Source organism: Bacillus cereus group sp. BfR-BA-01408, from assembly GCF_022663305.1.
Classification (GTDB): domain Bacteria; phylum Bacillota; class Bacilli; order Bacillales; family Bacillaceae_G; genus Bacillus_A; species Bacillus_A pacificus.
In genome coordinates this window covers 1-17,026 of sequence record NZ_JAKUFF010000056.1, presented here as the reverse complement: position 1 = coordinate 17,026, position 17,026 = coordinate 1, and the positions used below count along the sequence as shown (strand labels likewise).

Here is a 17,026-nt window from a genome sequence, read left to right as displayed (position 1 = left end):
TGTAATATTTCAGATATTTCTCATTAGTTTTTCTTTTGTTTTTTCAAAAAAATTTGCAGGAATTTGGCGTTTTACGTAGAATTTTATGTGTTAGTTGACTGACCATATATACAATGTCAACTACCAATATTTTTCTATATGAATATTTGTTAAATTTCTGTAAAATTTAAGTAGATTAAAGCATGAATTTTATCATGTAGAGTACAATGGTAGTAACGACCTTCTTTCCTGAATGGGGTCAAAAAAACTAGTAGAGGAGTGGTTTTCTCTTGAAACCTACAACTACTCGTATGCTAACACGCATTAAATCAATTTATATGTACATCAATGAAAACGGAACGGTAACGACGAAAGACCTTGTAGATGAGTTCGGGATCACACCGCGAACGATACAACGTGATCTAAATGTGTTGCAGTTTAATGAACTCGTGTATAGCCCTTGCCGCGGTAAGTGGACAACAACAGGAAAGAAAGTGAGAATGACCTCATAACGAAAAATAATTGTATGTAAATAAATACATACCCCTTTCTAACTCATTAGAAAGGGGTCTTTTCTGCGCCTAAAAATAGCACTATTTCTCAGTATCTACTTGATATGTTTTTAACATCTCTACTTCTTCATCTGTTAGCTCACGGTATTGTCCAAGTTCTAGCTCTTCATCTAACACTAACGGTCCCATCTCTGTTCTCTTTAGGTAGACTACTTTTTTCCCTACCGCTTCAAACATACGCTTTACTTGATGGAACTTTCCTTCTGTAATGACAAGCTCGATTTCAGAAATATCATCGCTTTTTAATATTGTAAGTGCACCTGGCTTTGTTTCATAGCCATCATCTAAAATAACACCTTTAGCAAACTCTTTTACATCCTCTTCTGTTACTACTCCTGCAACGTGTGCATAATATTTTTTCGGCACATGCTTTTTCGGAGATAACAATTGATGTGATAACTTTCCGTCATTTGTTATTAATAAGAAACCTTCTGTATCAATATCAAGTCTTCCAACTGGGAACGGATTAAAAATCGCATCTTCTAACTCTAATAAATCTATTACCGTTTCATGATTATCATCTTCTGTCGCTGAAATAACGCCTTGTGGTTTATGCATCATTAAGTAAACAAACTCTTTATATTCCACAACTTCACCGTGAATCATAACTTCTTGTTCTTCTACATTTACATGAACCTTTGCATCTTTCACTGATATGCCATCAATTTTTACAACGCCGTCTTTCAATAATTTCTTTACTTCTTTTCTACTTCCATATCCCATATTTGCTAATAATTTATCTAATCTCACGTTTTTCACCTTCTTTATTTATCATAAAAAGGGGACGTAATTACGCCCCTTTTGATTTCAACTTTATTTTGAATCTATTGCCAAGTTTACGTTGGATCTTCTCTAACGCTTCTCCGCCAAATACTCTTTCAAGTACTCCTGTGCGAATCGCTAACAATCCGTAAACAAGACCACCGATACCTGCACAAATCACTACTGTAATAAGAGCACCCATTCGGCCATCAGGCGAAATCATGAAGGATAGAATCCATTGTGATAATTTCACAGTAACGACCATTACAAGTGTTAATACTGCAATTTGGAACGTTCTCTTATATACAACACCGAATGAATAGTGTGCGTATTTTTTAATTTGTCGATTTGTGTACCAAACAGAAGCTAGGAAACCAACAGCTGTTGCTAGAATCGCCCCTACTGTACCGAAATAACGAATAAAGATTACGTTACATACAAATTTCAAAATAACACCCATTATAAGTGCGATAATCGCATGCTTTTGTTGGTTAATACCTTGCAGAATTGCCGCTGTTACTGTAAATAAAGCAAATAACAACGCAACCGGTGCATACCACATTAATACTTGTCCACCTAATGGATCTGAATCGTAAAATGCAGTATAAATCGGATAGGCAAGTGATGAAATACCAACAACCGCTGGCAATGTTAAGAACATATTTGCCTGGAATGTTTGTGTAATTTGTAACTTTAAATAACGGTATTGCTTTTCAGTAAATGATTTTGTAATCGCTGGTACAAGTGTTAAACTAAACGCCGTCGCAAGTGATACAGGAATCATAATTAATTTATGCGTCCACATTGTGAAAATACCGAGTGCTCGCTCTGCAATATCACCTTGGCCAATTGCTTGCATAATTGAGTTAAATGTCAATGTATCAATTTGTTGATATAAAGGAATTGTTAACCCAATTACAACGTAAGGAATCGCATATGCAAATAATTCTTTAAATAATTGAACAGTACTCACTGTCGATTCTGGTACAGTTTGTTCAATTAAATATTGATCCAAATGTTTTTTACGTTTTAGCCAGTACCAAATGAGTACACCGAGCGCTCCAACTGCTGAAACGAACGCAGCAAATGTCGCTACCCCAACTGCTGTTGCAACTGTACCGCCAAGTACTTTAATAACGATAAAACTACCCGCTAATAAAAAGACGATACGAATAATTTGTTCAATAATTTGCGAGACAGTAGTTGGTCCCATCGATTGGTGACCTTGGAAATAACCACGAATTAAACTCGCTGCCGGTACAACAATAAGCGCAAAACTTACAAGACGAATAATCGTCGTAACTTCTCCTATATTACTGTGTACACTTTGTTTACCAAGCATTGCTTCTGCAAACAACGGCGCCGTCATGTACAGTACTAGGAATGAAAGAACTCCTGTTACTATCATCATAACCATTCCCGAGCGGAACATTCTCCGGCTCGTTTTATAATCGCCAAGCGCATTATATTTGGAAACGAATTTTGAAACAGCAAGCGGCACCCCTGCCGTTGCAATACTTAAAAAGATTGTATATGGAATATATCCATATGTATAGAGCGTTCCGCCTTCTGTCCCTACTAATGCATGAAACGGAAAGACGTAAATCATGCCTAAGAACTTCACTAAAAATGTCCCTAACGTAACGATAAGCGTTCCGCGCAGAAATTTCGAATCGGACATACAAAAATCCTCCTACATCTACATAAAGTGAAACTTTAATCAGTGGGGTGTTCTTCCCCACTGATTATTAGCCCCCACCAATCGGGCATTTAGGGGCAGTTAATCTCCCACCTACTTCTTTGACCTAAGCAAACTTTAAGGTGGGAGTCTTACTGCCCGTTAATGCGGGGTAAAGTGAAACTATAATAAATTGAACTATTCGAGCATTCGAGAACTATTAGACTTCCCCTAACGCTTAAGGTTTTAGTCCTATGGCCCACAAACAGCAGGATAGTGCTGAACTCTAACTTTTGTATTGTACCACAATTCTCTCCTTAAGCAGTACTTCACTCTATTTTTCTTTTAAGGGAAAACATGCTATTCTTTTAGGCAGGAAATGTAGAAAATGAGGTCGATATATTATGCATTATGATGTTATTGTCATCGGCGGCGGGCCTTCTGGGCTAATGGCTGCAATCGGTGCTGCAGAAGAAGGCGCAAGCGTCTTACTTCTTGATAAAGGAAATAAACTAGGGCGTAAACTTGCGATTTCTGGTGGCGGTCGCTGTAACGTAACGAACCGTCTACCACTTGATGAGATCGTTAAACATATACCAGGAAATGGCCGTTTCTTATACAGCGCTTTTTCTATTTTTAATAATGAAGATATTATTACATTCTTCGAAAATCTCGGTGTAAAACTGAAAGAAGAGGATCATGGCCGCATGTTCCCTGTTTCAAATAAAGCGCAATCTGTAGTAGACGCACTTTTAACACGATTAAAAGATTTAGGTGTAAAGATGCGTACGAATACACCTGTTGAAACGATTGAATATGAAAACGGTCAAACGAAAGCCGTTGTACTACAAACAGGCGAAGTGTTAGAAACAAATCACGTCGTTATCGCTGTCGGCGGAAAATCAGTTCCGCAAACAGGTTCTACTGGAGACGGATATGCTTGGGCAGAAAAAGCTGGTCATACAATTACAGAATTATTCCCAACAGAAGTACCAATCCTTTCAAACGAACCATTTATTCGAGACCGTTCACTGCAAGGACTCGCTTTACGAGACGTAAACTTAAGCGTATTAAACCCGAAAGGAAAAGCTATCATTTCTCACAAAATGGACATGCTCTTCACTCATTTCGGCTTATCTGGTCCTGCTGCCCTTCGCTGTAGTCAATTCGTTGTAAAAGCACTGAAAAAGTTCAAAATGAATACAGTTCAAATGAGCATCGATGCATTGCCAGAAGAAAATAGTGAACAACTATTCCAGCGCATGCTGAAACAAATGAAAGAAGATCCGAAAAAAGGAATTAAAAACGTGTTAAAAGGTTATGTACCTGAGCGTTACTTCCTATTCTTATTAGAAAAAAATGAAATTGATGGCAGCGAGCAAGCTGGACAAGTTTCTCATGAGAAGATTCGTGCACTTGTGAAAGACTTTAAAGAATTTACTGTGAATGTAAATGGTACGCAGTCAATTGAAAAAGCATTCGTTACTGGCGGCGGTGTATCCGTTAAAGAAATTAATCCGAAAGAAATGTCTTCTAAATTTACGAACGGCTTATATTTCTGCGGAGAAGTTCTTGATATTCACGGTTATACTGGTGGTTATAACATTACATCTGCCCTTGTTACTGGTAGAATTGCTGGAACAACAGCTGGAGAAAACGCAAAAATGAAGTATTAAAAAAAGAAACAGGGATTCCTGTTTCTTTTTTTATAGGTACATGAAATTATATCGGCGATTCTGCAACTTATATCGGCGATTTTTCAAATATATCGACTTACCGACAAAAAACGACAAATATACGCTCCAGCTAACTTTCCATTGCTTTTTTGTTGCTTTATTTACCTTAGTACCTTTATATTTTATATTGTTGAATATTTGAAAAAGGGTAAGGGGAAAACATATGAGAAAAAAAGTCATGATGTCTTTAATGCTAATGACGTTTCTTTCTGCGGTAGAAGGAACGATTGTTAGTACAGCAATCCCTCGTATAACGAGTGATTTATCCGGCGTTGAACTTGTTAGCTGGGTTTATGCGATTTACATGCTTGCTACAGCGGTTTCAACTCCAATATATGGAAAACTTGCTGATTTATTCGGCCGTAAAAAAGTTTTACTCATTGGAGCTACAATCTTTTTAATCGGTTCTGCACTTTGCGGTGTCGTTACATCGATGGAACAATTAATCTTCTTCCGTGCGCTTCAAGGTATCGGTGCTGGTGCTGTTATGCCGATCACAATGACGATTATTGGAGACTTATATAGCGAAGCGAAAGACCGCGCAAAAGCACAAGGCTGGATGAGTGCTGTTTGGGGTGTATCTGGTGTTATCGGACCGTTAGTAGGTGGATTTTTAGTTGATTCTCTTTCTTGGCGTTATATTTTCTTCTTAAACGTTCCATTTGGAATTATTGCCTGCTTAATGATTGCCATTTACTACAAAGAATCTATTAAGCCTGCTAAACACCATATCGACTATCTTGGTGCAACAGTCTTCTCATTAAGTACGATTGCTCTACTATACGCGTTATTAACAGGTAGCAGTAAGCAAAACTGGGGAGACATAACAATTATCGGCCTATTAATCTTCGCCGTCGTTTCATTCATTATTTTCTTATTCATCGAGAAAAAGTCTCCGGAACCATTAATTCCGCTAGCACTTTTCTCTAACCGTACATTATCTACGATTAATATATTAACGCTTATTGCTGGCGCAATGATTATTAGTATTACGATGTACCTTCCAATTTGGAGCCAAGGTGTATTAGGAAAAAATGCGACAGAAGCTGGACTTATTTTAATGCCAATCCCTGTTATGTGGACATTTGGCGCTATTTTCTCTGGTAACTTAGTAGGAAAATTAAAAACGAAACAAATCATTTTACTTGGAGCTAGCATTTTATCAGTCGCTACGTTCTTATTATTTACATTATCAACAAACTCACCATCGTTCCTTATTTATGTAGCAGTCGGATTATTCGGCTTAGGAATGGGGCTTGTGACACCGATCTACATGGTAACAATTCAAGCAGCCGTACCAGCTCATACACGCGGAACAGCCGTTGGTTTAAACACATTTATTAATACATTTAGCCAAACATTAGGTGCTGCAATATTCGGTACAATCTTCAATACGATGATTCACGCACGTGGTATTAAAAACCTTGATCTTGTATCTGGCGGACATGGAGGTACTACAACAAACATAGTAACTGAATCGCAATCCGCATTAGCATCAAGTGTACACGTCATTTATATGAGCACTTTCGTATTAGCAGTATGTACATTAATTATCGCTTGGCTTTTATTAAAGCCAGCTACACAAACAAGTGAGCAATAAAAGAGGATGACCATTTCGGTCATCCTTTTTTACTCTTCATTCTCCACAATATGTTTCAACATGGACAATTTATTATCCCAAAAACGTTCATAATACGAGAGCCACTGTTGTAATTCCTCTAATGGTTCTGGATGCAAGCGGTATATCTTCTCTCTTCCGCTTTTTCTTCCGCTTACTAAATTCGCTTCTGAAAGAATATGAAGGTGCTTTACAACCGCAGTACGACTCATCGGAAAATGATCCGTTATTTTGGAAATCGGTAACTCTTTATCACTTAATAACCGTATTACTTCTCGGCGGGTTGGATCAGCAATTGCTTGAAACACATCATATTTCGCTGCTGATGAGGCCACTTAGCCTTCGACAACCTTTTTCAGTTTTTCATTTACAATTGCTACCCAGCCTCCGCTCATTCTATCGCGAATAATAGAGCTCTTCGCATTCGCTTTCGGAAGAATTTCATCAGGGTGTTTCCAGCCGCCGTGAATTAACGTAAATTCTGTTTTATTATCTCCTAGGTCTTTCAGATGAAATGAAACAACCCAGCCATCTGTATCCCATGAAAAAGATAGATGATTTGGCTCATCGATTTCTAATACTTTACATGGTGATGGTCCAAATGGTGATTGTACATGAAATTCATGTCCTACCTCTAATACGAAATCATTTGGCATAAACCATGAGGCAATCCCTTCTGCAGTTGATACTACATTCCACACCTTTTGAATAGACGCGTTAAAAACGATCGTTTGTTTAATGTCAGTTAATGTATTTTGTTGTTCCATTTTCATTTTCATTCTCCTTTATTCGGCAATCAAATATAACACCTTTTGGTTACACTTAGATAATATAACACCTTTTAGTTTCATGTCAACGCTAACTCTCTTTTACTGTTGAGAAATTCTCAACATTTTTTCAACAGGACAAACACCCTCTGAGCATTCCCTCATAATATACTCACAAAGGCAATAAAAAATAAAAACTTTTCTCAATATGAAACTCCATCATTCATCTTGAAAGAAGCGCCTTACGTATATCATGCGTATTTCGTCTCTCCTCCTTCCCTCAGGGACACTACGCGAGATATGAAAAATCAGAAGGAATATGCCCACCATTTGAGTAGGTAGTTATTTCTCTTCTCCTCAACATTTCCTCAGGAGCGAAATGACTACCGACTCACTTTTTCAAACAAAAATAAAAAGGGGATGAAAGCTATGTTCTATTGCATTAACTGCTCTGACATTCACCATGAAAAACATCCGAATGATAAAGTATTCAAAAACGGTTTTTATATTGATCCATTTTTAGGTGATCGTTATCACCTTGGTATGTGTAAAGATGCCCAAAATCATCAGACAGGGGAGCCTCTTTTAACTACAAAGCAATTAGGCACAACCCAATCTATTATGAACGTATTACCGACACATGTTGTCCCAACATAAAGCATAAAAAAGAGCTGGCTCACCCAGCTCTTTTTTATGCTTTATAAACGATCATTGCTGAAAAACAATAAATTTGGTTTTCGTCATCATTAATAGAAACATCGACTTGGTACTTAATATCTACAAAGTTACTATCATCAATCTTTTTCAAAAAAACATTTACAGCGTCTTCTAAGTCTTTTTCGTGACTTTCATCAAACACTTTCACACGAATCATGTTAACACCATCCTAGATCGCAGCCCTCCGCCGCTTGATTATTGCCACGGTGCGTATCTATGATGCGATAAAACTTTCCGTCTTCATATATATATCCGTCTTCTAACACATATTGTTTACCTTCAGTATAGACATAAAACTTACCTATCATAAATTTACTCGTATATAATTCCAAATAATCTGGCCTAAATTTAGCTACAACTTTATTTGTAATATCAATTTTTATTGTGCGCCCCACCTTCTCTCCCTCCTTTGCAAAGAACGGATTTAGGTATATTGTATTAGCGATTTTACATTTTATGCTTAAAAATAAGTGGATATGCCTCCTTTCTCCGCCTGTACTATTTTTCTAACAAAATCATCAATAAGTAAAAGCAAAAAAATATATATAAAAGGAACTTTTAATTATTGACTCAAATATAATTATTATGGTATTATATAAAATTTGACATTTTCATTCACTTATGCTATCATTAAATATGGTTACCACATATGGAGGTGGATGATTTGTTTCAAATTGGTGATAAAATCGTTTATCCAATGAACGGCGCAGGAGTCATCGAAGCCATTGAAGAGAAAGAAATATTAGGAACAACACGTCAATATTGTGTAATACGTATCATTAGTAAAGATATGCAAGTAATGCTTCCGATGGATCAATTACAAAAATCAGGTATTCGTTATATCGTAGATAAAGGTACGTTAGATGATATACTTCTTGAATTTCAAAACGGGGAATCAGATACATCACTTTCCTGGAAACAAAGATATACAATGAATATGGAAAAAATGAAAAACGGCAATCTGCAAGATAGTGCAGAAGTTGTTCGAGATTTACTTCGCCGCAATAAAGAGAGAGCTTTAAATGCGAGCGAAAAACAAATGCTAGATAACGCCCGAAAAATGATGATTAGTGAAGTTGCACTCGTACAAAATGTTTCTGAACATCAAGCAACAGAATATCTTCAAGACACTATTAATCACTAAATTTAAAATAGCTGGCCGCTATTTTTTTTGTGTAAAAAAAGGACGAAGAGTTTTATCTCTTCGTCCTTTTCTATTACCCACGCCCAGCTTGAAACGATGGATATAACGTCATTCCACCATCTGCAAATAGCGTAATTCCAGTTACATAACTTGCCTCTGAGGAAGCGAGCCACGTTGCTACCGCTGCAATTTCTTCTGGTTTTCCAATATAGCCCATCGGTATCATACTTTCTACGTCAGCACGTTTTTTAGGATCAGCAAACTTTTCTGCATTGATCGGCGTATTAATTGCACCTGGTCCTATATTATTTACTCGAATACCTTTTGGCGCATATTCCATCGCTAACGTTTCTGTCATCAGTTTCATACCGCCCTTACTTGCTGCATAGTGCACGAATAAGGGCCACGGAATTTTCTCATGAACACTAGACATATTAATGACAGACCCTTTAATATCATGTTCTACAAAATATTTAATCGCTTCTCGGCTTCCTAAAAAAGCACCTGTTAAATTTGTGTTAATTACCCGATTCCAATCTTCAAGCGGCATTTCATGCGATGGTACCGCATTTTCTATCCCGGCATTATTAATCATAACGTCAAGCGTACCAAACTCTTTTACAGCAGATTGAATGAGATTCACCACATCTGATTCGACTGTTACATCACCTTTTACAGCAATCGCTTCTCCGCCTACCTTTTTAATTTCTTCTAACACATCATTCGCTTCTGATTCTCGTGAGCGATAGTTAATTACTACTTTTGCTTTCTCCGCAGCAAACCTTACTCCTATCGCTCTTCCAAGACCAGTTGCTGATCCTGTAATAACGACAACCTTTCCTGCTAAATCACTATACATTCCAATACCTCCTTTAACTTTTTGCTATACCTAACATAATTCCGGCTGCAATAATAAAAACGATACCGACAACAATCCCTGTTAATTGGCGTTTCGTTTTTCTTTCACCTAATATAAGAATCCCGCCAAGCGTCGAAATAATAATTCCCATTTGCGATAGCGAAAAACTTGTTGCCACTCCGACACGCGGTTGCGAAATGAATAAAAACATATTTCCAGCTGCCCAAATTAATCCTGGAATAATATTTCGTATTGCATATTTATTAAATGGATGATGTTTAAACGTAAGCAAAATCCCTCCTAACACCATACCAACTGCTTGTGGCAACAAAGCTGACCAACCATCTACGTTAAACAGTCTAATCACTACTACGTAAACTAAATAACCGACTGTTGAAATCAATAAAATGATAATGCCCCTTTTAAAATTCCCCGCTTGCTCTGCATTCTTTTCTTCTTCACTTTGAAGCGATGTTAAAATAACACCAATAATAATACAAACGAGAGCCAATACACCAAGGACGACTGATATTGTTGTGGACCACTCATGAAATACGATGACTCCAAATAAAGTTGTCGCAACTAATTGAAGTCCTGTTGAAATGGGCATCGTCCTTGAAACGCCCATTAAATCAATACTTTTTAATTGATTCGCCTGACCAAGCGCCCAAAATAAACCTGATACAATCCCAACTCCGATAACAGTAGGAGTCAATACTGGTTTCATAAAAATATAAACAACAATTGAGAAAATAAGTGCGCCAAACGTTGTTCCGAGCGTTTGGCTATAAGGCCCTCCGCCCAGTTTCACGTTAAATAGCACAATACTTCCCCAAAATATAGCTGGTAAAATCGCTAAAAATATATCCATCGCTCATTACCTTTCTTTACTAAATGTCATAGGTTATCACTCTGAATCAGTAGAGTGAGCTTTTATTTTTTCTTTTTGACGTTCACAAACTTTTTCTGCAATAGCACCAGAAACATTCTTTTCCCGCTCCACTTTCTTTATCTTTACGTGATCTAAATGATCCTCCAAAGTAAGTGTAACTTTATCATTCGGCGGATTATGCGCACCTTGGAACGTAAGAAATTGTAGCGTAATTTCAAATCTAGGAACGAACTCACCGTTCTTGCCGAGACGCTTTATATTTATAACTGAAGCACATTCATATTGATCTTCTGTCACTTGCCTAATAACTGAATAGTACCTATTCGATAGTGCACTCTCTAAAAGTTGTTCTCTTGATTCTTTTGCGAAAGAATCACTTGGAGAAGAGAAAAAGGTCACACATAGCATTGTTATAACTGCACATATTTTTTTCATAGTTCCCTCCTTGTTCTATACATTAGTGTTCTCAAAACTGCCATAAAAAAACGACTTTCCCTATGTAGGAAAGTCGTTTTAATAAATCCAATATTAACCACCGCTCACTGGTGGGATAAGTGCAACAACATCACCAGATTGAATCGTATCATCTTCATTTGCATATTCTTCATTAATCGCAACCATAATTGGTGTCGATACTGGCACATTATATTCAGTTGCAACAATATCTTTTAACTCTGCAACCGTAATATTTTCTTTCTCTATTTGTAATTCACTTCTTCCTGCTTCTTCTTGCAAGTTCGCAAATAACAATACTCGAATCATACTTATAGCTCCTTCCCAGGCTCTCCCGCCGGATATGGCGTTTTTTCTAATTGATCGCCAATCCAAGAGTCTCCATCTTCCCAAAACTCTTTTTTCCAAATCGGAACAATTTGTTTTATGCGTTCCATAATATATTCATTTGCTTCATAAGCCGCTTTACGATGCGGCGTTGAAACAGCCACAACAACCGCGATATCAGAAATTTGCAGTGTACCGATGCGATGTGTAATCGCAACGTGTGTACCTGGCCATTTCTCTTTCACTTCTAATCCGATTTTCTCTAGCATCTTTTCTGCCATCGTTTTATAAGCGACATATTCTAAGTATAATGTACGACGCCCTTTCGTAAACTCTCTAACCGTTCCAATAAATGTTGTAACAGCACCACATTCGCGGCGAATAACCTTATTCGCTACCTTTTCAATTGAAATTTCTGTATCAATTACTTCATAATACGTATTTGTCATTTCGCACTCCTTACCGTTTGTACAAACCAATCTATATACAAATCTTCTTCTGTTATATGAAATACTTTATATTCTTCTCGTAAGTGTGCAGGAGCATCATACCACGTAATAACTGCTACTATATTCTCTACTTTATGTAAAAGTTCAACGTCTTCCTCAGAACGAAGTAACACTACTTTCGGATAGCTCTCTTTTTTATAGCCCTCAATTACAATTGTATCTACTTCGAAAAACTCATATAAGCGAATAATTTCTTGCAAAGACCAGTTTTCTCTTAATGACGAAAGCGAAAGGAATCCAGCACCTTCTACACTACTAACAACAGCACCAGCCTTTCGGTGCCTTTCACTATCTTTTTGCGCTACTTCTGGAAACCCTCCGTGCCCGTGATGTTTAATGGTAGCAACTTTCATGTTTTGTTCAGCTAATGCATACACTACTTTCTCAACAAGTGTTGTTTTCCCGCTATTTTGATACCCTACTATTTGTAAGATTGAAGGGGCTTTGCCCATGGCCAATCACATCCCTCAGCGTGCTCTAACAATAATACAGACACTTTCATCCCTGCCTCAAAGCCTCTTGTTCCTCCAGGCAACACAATAAAAGCATTCGCATCTGCAAGTGAAGATACCGCACTCGATTTATCTAAACCGACCGGCATCGCTTGTAATGCCCCGTCCACGATTGTCACCTTTGCTCTTACAAAACGAGTAAACGGATTCGGCTTTGGAAAATCCTTTTGTAAAATAGCATCTGCTCTATATACATGAGGTTCTTTCGCATACAAATATGTTTTTATAACCGGATGCACAAATAGCTCAAATCCTACGTAACAAGCTGACGGATTCCCTGATAAACCGAAAAGTAACTTTCCATCAACTTCAGCTACGGTCGTTACACTTCCTGGTCTCATCGCTATTTTATTAAAGAGTACATTCGCTTGTAATCTTTCATAAATAGCTGGCAAGTAGTCATAATCTCCTACCGACACACCGCCTGTCGTAATTAAAATATCAACTTCATCCATCGCTGATTGAACAGCTGTAAAACATGCATCTAACTCGTCGGCAAGTTGGCCATAATACCGAACTTTACCTCCGGCTTTCATAATTTGAGCAGCAATCATATAAGAGTTACTATTTCTAATTTTCCCCGGCTGTAACGACTCATGTACTTCTAACAATTCACTTCCTGTCGTCACAATACCAACAACAGGCTGTTTTACAACTTTCACAGTACTATATCCAAACGTCGCTAATAAGGCCGCAACACCTGGATTGATTGCAACCCCTTTCTGAACGAGAACTTGATTTTGCTTTATATCTTCTCCTTTAAATGACACATTGTCACCACTATGAAACGGACGCTTTAACTTCATATATGTTTTTCCGTCCTTCTCAAAACCTTCCGTCAGCTCTAGCATGACGACTGCATTACAATCTGCTGGAATAGCTGCTCCTGTCATAATACGAACCGCCTGAAAAGATCCTACTGCATCTAGAAAAACAGACCCCGCTCCAATTTCTCCTATTACTTCAAACTCAATTGCATTCTCTTGATTTGCTTCTTTCGTATCTTCCGCTCGAATTGCGAAACCATCGTAAGGAGAACGATCAAAATGAGGAACGTCATGATCAGAGACAACATCCTCCCCAAGAATTCTCCCGTAACTTTCCGTAATAGAAATCTCTTCTACTTCACCAATTTTCGCGTATTCCATTACTCTCTCTACTGCCTCAGCAACTTGAATCGGAATTCGTTTTTCTACCATCGTTTCTCACCCCATATTTGCAATTTTTTTTATCTCGATTACACTTTATATATTAAATAGAAATTACTTCAAGGAGGAATTCCATGTCTTCATTCACACACTTTAATGACCAAGGACGCGCGAAAATGGTTGATATAAGCGACAAAAAAGCAACCGTTCGAACAGCAATTGCGTGCTCTAGCATTGTCGTTACAAAAGAAATTTACGATAAAATCTCTCATAATGAAATTGGAAAAGGTGACGTATTAGCAGTTGCACAAATCGCTGGTATTATGGCTGCAAAACGCACTTCTGACATTATCCCAATGTGCCATCCTTTATTATTAAAAGGTGTTGACGTTTCTTTCGATTGGAAACAATCCGATGAACAATATCGATTACTGATTGAAGTAAAAGTTAAAACAGAAGGTAGCACCGGTGTTGAGATGGAAGCTTTAACAGCTGCTTCCGCTACCGCTCTTACTGTGTACGATATGTGTAAGGCTGTTGATAAAGGTATGATTATTGGCGAAACGTACTTACTTGAAAAAACAGGTGGAAAAAGTGGAGATTATGCGAGAAAGTCTTAACCTTCTCCCTGTTGAACCTAAAGGATTTCCCTTTAGGTTCAACCTATATATCTTGCATATAAACGTTTTGCTACATTTATATCATTCGTCCCATGAATAAATGCTCTGCCATCTGTAAATAAAACAAAACGAAATTCTTCTACTAGAAAAGATACTAAATACGGAGTAGCTTTTACATCGACACTTCTTTGTAAGCGCTTTTTAATTTCTTCTAAATTAAATTCATTCCGCATACCTGGACGGATTTGTACTGTATTTCGTCCACATAACACTTCTGTTTTCGTTTGTGCTTCAAATGTTAAACTCGGATATGTACGTAATCTTCCGCAAGATAAACACGTTTCTTTTTTCTGCCTATTCACTTTAAATGCCATCTGTTGATTATTCCAGAGATCAAACGATAACATCGTTTCGCGAAGTGCCCCATAGTCTTCTACTAATATTTTCAGCGCTTCCGTTATTTGATGCGCAACTACTAATTGTACTGCCGGCTGTATAATACCAGCCGTATCACATGTTGCTCCGCTCGCCGGATGCTCCATTAAACAGCGGAAACATGGTGTTTTTCCTGGTACAATTGTATACGTTACTCCGTAGCTCCCAACGCAACCACCATATATCCACGGAATATTATACTTTTGTGAAATATCATTAATAAGAAGTCGCGTTTCAAAATTATCTGTCGCATCTAATATTAAATCTACACCATTCACTAGCTCTTCCATTTCTTGTACTGTTACATCAGTTACAACCGGATTTATTTCCACCTCAGAATTAATCGCTTTTAAATGCTCTGCCGCTGCTACCGCCTTCGGTTTATACTGCGTTGCGTCTTCTTCTGTATATAATTGTTGCCTTTGTAAATTGCTCCACTCTACATAATCACGATCCGCAATTGTTATTTTTCCAACACCTGCTCTAACAATCGCTTCTGCATTTGCTGCACCAAGAGCTCCCGCACCAATAATAAGCACATGCTTCTCTCTAATTTTTCTCTGCCCTTCTTCTCCAACACCAGAAAATAATATTTGTCTTGAATATCGCTCCTGCATACGATAGCCTCCTTCCTTATCCTCCTATATAAGACATTTCAATTTTCGGACGATTTTTTGCACTTTCTTCCGTCCGTTCATCCGAATACCTATCTTTTCTATTCATCCATACATCTTGTATAACGCTTACTAACTCCTCATCCGAAAGATTTCCTCTAAGAAGTTCCCTTAGGTCGAGTCCCTCTGTCGCAAATAAGCAAGTATAAAACTTTCCATCTGCTGAAATTCTCGCTCTCGTACAAGAGGAACAAAAGGACTCAGAAACAGAAGTAATAAAACCGACTTCAGTATTTGTTCCAACGTAACGATATCGCTTCGCAACTTCACCAAAATAATGTGCTTCAACTGGCTCAAGCGGATACACGCGATGAATCATCTCAATTAACTCTCGTTTCGTAACGACTTGATCAAAGTTCCATCCATTTGTACTACCAACATCCATAAACTCAATAAACCTAAGCGAGATTCCTTGCTCTTTAAAATACGCAGCCATCGGAAGTACTTGATGATCATTCATCCCTTTTTTCACAACCATATTTACCTTTACATCAAGCCCGGCCTCTTTTGCAGCCATAATTCCCTTTATAACAGGTTTCGTATTAATATTCCGGCCATTAATAGCCTTAAATACATCATCATCTATTGCATCCAAACTAACATTTACTCTATGTAATCCAGCTTCTTTTAATACTTTTGCTTGCTTCGTTAAATGAATTGCATTCGTCGTTAACCCTATATCTAATAGCCCGTCAATTTTCACGAGACGTGCAATAAGTTTTGTTAAATCTTTACGAAGTAGTGGCTCGCCACCAGTAAGTCTAATTTTTCGTACACCGATACTAACAAATAATCTTGCCAATCGCTCAATTTCATCAAACGTCAGTAAAAACTCATCTTTCAAAAAAGCATAATCTGGCCCAAACACTTCCGCTGGCATACAATATGTACATCTAAAATTGCAACGATCAATGACAGATATACGTAAATCTTGAAGCGGGCGTCCAAAAAAATCTGTAACCATCTCCTGCATCGCCACCCTCCCTTTCTGCCAAATTTCTCTCTTTTCATTCTATTATAATATATTTTCGAACTGCGATGTTTTTGCTCTAACAAATAAAAACCTTGAAGCATAAAAGCCCCAAGGTTTTCTTCCTATTAACTTAATCTAATAATAGTTAAAGTAGCTCCTGGCGTTGCCGTAGATAATGTAGCGATTGTAACTAATCCAAATAACTGCAGACTAATAGCAGCTCCAGCAGGCAAATTAGCAATGATCGTTGCACTAAATGAACCAGTAGCAACTGTCGGAGCGTTTATCGTTCCCGCAAGCGGACTGCCATTTACAGTTATACGAGAACTTACAAGTAATCCTGCCGTTAGATTAATTGTATAAGCTATATAATAATTCCCTGCACTTGCAACTGTAAATACAGTATTCCCACCACTAACAGTTATTCCCGGTCCAATATTTTGATTGTTTGGTAACGGAATATTCGTGCCACCTAATAAAACGGAAATAGCGGTTCCAGATGTATTATTCGCAAATGCATACGTTGCAGTTGTACTAACTCCAGTCGCCCCAGTCGCTCCAGTGGCTCCAGCTCCGGTTGGACCTGTATCTCCAGTTGGACCTTGTGAACCTGTTGCTCCGGTTGCCCCTGTAGCTCCCGTTGGACCTTGT

The 17,026-nt window shown here is 37.8% G+C and carries 22 protein-coding genes; 6 read left to right on the top strand and 16 right to left on the bottom strand.

All coding sequences use genetic code 11. From position 1 onward, the window contains the following. Window positions 1-269: 269 nt before the first annotated feature. The gene (locus tag MR083_RS19595) at window positions 270-491 is read left to right on the top strand and encodes a DeoR family transcriptional regulator (RefSeq protein ID WP_000805512.1); all 222 of its coding nucleotides are present in this window, start codon (window positions 270-272) and stop codon (window positions 489-491) included. An 81-nt stretch (window positions 492-572) separates the two neighbouring features. On the opposite strand, the gene MR083_RS19590 is transcribed toward MR083_RS19595, so the two are convergent. Together MR083_RS19590 and MR083_RS19585 are read right to left on the bottom strand one after the other, a co-directional pair. Next, window positions 573-1,301, bottom strand: coding sequence for a pseudouridine synthase (locus MR083_RS19590; RefSeq protein ID WP_001234935.1), 729 nt, complete (start codon window positions 1,299-1,301; stop codon window positions 573-575). A 40-nt stretch (window positions 1,302-1,341) separates the two neighbouring features. Continuing rightward, the gene (locus MR083_RS19585) at window positions 1,342-2,994 is read right to left on the bottom strand and encodes a putative polysaccharide biosynthesis protein (protein WP_001284050.1); all 1,653 of its coding nucleotides are present in this window, start codon (window positions 2,992-2,994) and stop codon (window positions 1,342-1,344) included. A 401-nt stretch (window positions 2,995-3,395) separates the two neighbouring features. Here MR083_RS19585 and MR083_RS19580 point away from each other — a divergent pair, with 401 nt between their 5' ends. Both MR083_RS19580 and MR083_RS19575 read left to right on the top strand, forming a co-directional pair. Continuing rightward, a complete protein-coding gene (locus tag MR083_RS19580; RefSeq protein WP_242269730.1) occupies window positions 3,396-4,667 on the top strand; it encodes a BaiN/RdsA family NAD(P)/FAD-dependent oxidoreductase in 1,272 nt (423 codons plus the stop codon). Window positions 4,668-4,890: 223 nt separating this feature from the next. Next, window positions 4,891-6,327 carry an MDR family MFS transporter gene (locus MR083_RS19575; RefSeq protein ID WP_242269729.1) on the top strand — a complete coding sequence of 479 codons (1,437 nt, stop codon included), beginning with the start codon at window positions 4,891-4,893 and terminating at the stop codon, window positions 6,325-6,327. A 29-nt stretch (window positions 6,328-6,356) separates the two neighbouring features. Here the strand turns inward: MR083_RS19575 and MR083_RS19570 are convergent, their stop codons facing one another. Beyond that, window positions 6,357-6,680: an ArsR/SmtB family transcription factor gene (locus MR083_RS19570; protein ID WP_087954060.1), complete on the bottom strand. Its 324-nt coding sequence runs from the start codon at window positions 6,678-6,680 to the stop codon at window positions 6,357-6,359. Next, window positions 6,681-7,112 carry an SRPBCC family protein gene (locus tag MR083_RS19565; RefSeq protein ID WP_000437775.1) on the bottom strand — a complete coding sequence of 144 codons (432 nt, stop codon included), beginning with the start codon at window positions 7,110-7,112 and terminating at the stop codon, window positions 6,681-6,683. 429 nt (window positions 7,113-7,541) lie between these two features. Between MR083_RS19565 and MR083_RS19560 the strand changes: the two genes are divergently transcribed. Continuing rightward, entirely contained in the window at window positions 7,542-7,769 is a 228-nt protein-coding gene (locus MR083_RS19560; protein ID WP_000498992.1) for a DUF3973 domain-containing protein, read from the top strand. Between the two features lie 34 nt (window positions 7,770-7,803). Here the strand turns inward: MR083_RS19560 and MR083_RS19555 are convergent, their stop codons facing one another. Then, window positions 7,804-7,986, bottom strand: a complete 183-nt coding sequence (locus MR083_RS19555) for a sporulation protein Cse60 (protein ID WP_242269728.1) — start codon at window positions 7,984-7,986, stop codon at window positions 7,804-7,806. Window position 7,987: 1 nt separating this feature from the next. Next, window positions 7,988-8,224, bottom strand: coding sequence for a DUF2553 family protein (locus tag MR083_RS19550; RefSeq protein WP_000533800.1), 237 nt, complete (start codon window positions 8,222-8,224; stop codon window positions 7,988-7,990). Between the two features lie 254 nt (window positions 8,225-8,478). Between MR083_RS19550 and MR083_RS19545 the strand changes: the two genes are divergently transcribed. After that, a complete protein-coding gene (locus MR083_RS19545) occupies window positions 8,479-8,973 on the top strand; it encodes a CarD family transcriptional regulator (protein WP_001993652.1) in 495 nt (164 codons plus the stop codon). Window positions 8,974-9,046: 73 nt separating this feature from the next. Here MR083_RS19545 and MR083_RS19540 read toward each other — a convergent pair whose 3' ends face one another. The 7 genes from MR083_RS19540 to moeA all read right to left on the bottom strand — a co-directional run bounded on the left by MR083_RS19540 (window position 9,047) and on the right by moeA (window position 13,724). Next, window positions 9,047-9,832: a glucose 1-dehydrogenase gene (locus tag MR083_RS19540; RefSeq protein WP_000286661.1), complete on the bottom strand. Its 786-nt coding sequence runs from the start codon at window positions 9,830-9,832 to the stop codon at window positions 9,047-9,049. Window positions 9,833-9,845: 13 nt separating this feature from the next. Beyond that, a complete protein-coding gene (glcU, locus tag MR083_RS19535; protein ID WP_000350851.1) occupies window positions 9,846-10,703 on the bottom strand; it encodes a glucose uptake protein GlcU in 858 nt (285 codons plus the stop codon). A gap of 36 nt (window positions 10,704-10,739) precedes the next feature. Further along, a complete protein-coding gene (locus MR083_RS19530) occupies window positions 10,740-11,159 on the bottom strand; it encodes a DUF3888 domain-containing protein (protein WP_242269727.1) in 420 nt (139 codons plus the stop codon). Between the two features lie 93 nt (window positions 11,160-11,252). Continuing rightward, the gene (moaD, locus tag MR083_RS19525; RefSeq protein ID WP_061183145.1) at window positions 11,253-11,486 is read right to left on the bottom strand and encodes a molybdopterin converting factor subunit 1; all 234 of its coding nucleotides are present in this window, start codon (window positions 11,484-11,486) and stop codon (window positions 11,253-11,255) included. 2 nt (window positions 11,487-11,488) lie between these two features. Then, window positions 11,489-11,953: a molybdopterin synthase catalytic subunit MoaE gene (gene moaE, locus MR083_RS19520; RefSeq protein WP_061183144.1), complete on the bottom strand. Its 465-nt coding sequence runs from the start codon at window positions 11,951-11,953 to the stop codon at window positions 11,489-11,491. Beyond that, entirely contained in the window at window positions 11,950-12,465 is a 516-nt protein-coding gene (mobB, locus tag MR083_RS19515; RefSeq protein ID WP_242269726.1) for a molybdopterin-guanine dinucleotide biosynthesis protein B, read from the bottom strand. The genes moaE and mobB overlap by 4 nt, the downstream gene beginning before the upstream one ends. Next, window positions 12,435-13,724 (bottom strand): molybdopterin molybdotransferase MoeA, encoded by a 1,290-nt coding sequence (moeA, locus tag MR083_RS19510; RefSeq protein WP_016718704.1) that lies wholly within the window; start codon window positions 13,722-13,724, stop codon window positions 12,435-12,437. Before moeA ends, mobB begins: the two co-directional genes overlap by 31 nt. A gap of 83 nt (window positions 13,725-13,807) precedes the next feature. Here moeA and moaC point away from each other — a divergent pair, with 83 nt between their 5' ends. Beyond that, complete coding sequence (gene moaC, locus MR083_RS19505; RefSeq protein WP_000094140.1) at window positions 13,808-14,293, top strand: cyclic pyranopterin monophosphate synthase MoaC; 486 nt, start codon at window positions 13,808-13,810, stop codon at window positions 14,291-14,293. 38 nt (window positions 14,294-14,331) lie between these two features. Here the strand turns inward: moaC and MR083_RS19500 are convergent, their stop codons facing one another. The 3 genes from MR083_RS19500 to MR083_RS19490 all read right to left on the bottom strand — a co-directional run. Continuing rightward, window positions 14,332-15,345, bottom strand: coding sequence for a molybdopterin-synthase adenylyltransferase MoeB (locus MR083_RS19500; RefSeq protein WP_001158095.1), 1,014 nt, complete (start codon window positions 15,343-15,345; stop codon window positions 14,332-14,334). 16 nt (window positions 15,346-15,361) lie between these two features. Next, window positions 15,362-16,375, bottom strand: a complete 1,014-nt coding sequence (moaA, locus tag MR083_RS19495; protein WP_242269725.1) for a GTP 3',8-cyclase MoaA — start codon at window positions 16,373-16,375, stop codon at window positions 15,362-15,364. Between the two features lie 125 nt (window positions 16,376-16,500). Continuing rightward, window positions 16,501-17,026: BclA C-terminal domain-containing protein (locus MR083_RS19490; RefSeq protein ID WP_472927150.1), on the bottom strand; the 526-nt coding region annotated here is incomplete at its 5' end.

Coding starts and splice junctions, on each gene's coding strand:
- MR083_RS19545 (WP_001993652.1), top strand. CDS start 8,479: ATGGAGGTGGATGATTTGTTTCAAATTGGTGATAAAATCGTTTATCCA.
- MR083_RS19500 (WP_001158095.1), bottom strand. CDS start 15,345: ATGCAGGAGCGATATTCAAGACAAATATTATTTTCTGGTGTTGGAGAA.
- MR083_RS19560 (WP_000498992.1), top strand. CDS start 7,542: ATGTTCTATTGCATTAACTGCTCTGACATTCACCATGAAAAACATCCG.
- moeA (WP_016718704.1), bottom strand. CDS start 13,724: ATGGTAGAAAAACGAATTCCGATTCAAGTTGCTGAGGCAGTAGAGAGA.
- mobB (WP_242269726.1), bottom strand. CDS start 12,465: ATGGGCAAAGCCCCTTCAATCTTACAAATAGTAGGGTATCAAAATAGC.
- MR083_RS19565 (WP_000437775.1), bottom strand. CDS start 7,112: ATGGAACAACAAAATACATTAACTGACATTAAACAAACGATCGTTTTT.
- MR083_RS19540 (WP_000286661.1), bottom strand. CDS start 9,832: ATGTATAGTGATTTAGCAGGAAAGGTTGTCGTTATTACAGGATCAGCA.
- MR083_RS19575 (WP_242269729.1), top strand. CDS start 4,891: ATGAGAAAAAAAGTCATGATGTCTTTAATGCTAATGACGTTTCTTTCT.
- MR083_RS19585 (WP_001284050.1), bottom strand. CDS start 2,994: ATGTCCGATTCGAAATTTCTGCGCGGAACGCTTATCGTTACGTTAGGG.
- MR083_RS19580 (WP_242269730.1), top strand. CDS start 3,396: ATGCATTATGATGTTATTGTCATCGGCGGCGGGCCTTCTGGGCTAATG.
- glcU (WP_000350851.1), bottom strand. CDS start 10,703: ATGGATATATTTTTAGCGATTTTACCAGCTATATTTTGGGGAAGTATT.
- MR083_RS19530 (WP_242269727.1), bottom strand. CDS start 11,159: ATGAAAAAAATATGTGCAGTTATAACAATGCTATGTGTGACCTTTTTC.
- moaA (WP_242269725.1), bottom strand. CDS start 16,375: ATGCAGGAGATGGTTACAGATTTTTTTGGACGCCCGCTTCAAGATTTA.
- moaC (WP_000094140.1), top strand. CDS start 13,808: ATGTCTTCATTCACACACTTTAATGACCAAGGACGCGCGAAAATGGTT.
- moaE (WP_061183144.1), bottom strand. CDS start 11,953: ATGACAAATACGTATTATGAAGTAATTGATACAGAAATTTCAATTGAA.
- moaD (WP_061183145.1), bottom strand. CDS start 11,486: ATGATTCGAGTATTGTTATTTGCGAACTTGCAAGAAGAAGCAGGAAGA.
- MR083_RS19555 (WP_242269728.1), bottom strand. CDS start 7,986: ATGATTCGTGTGAAAGTGTTTGATGAAAGTCACGAAAAAGACTTAGAA.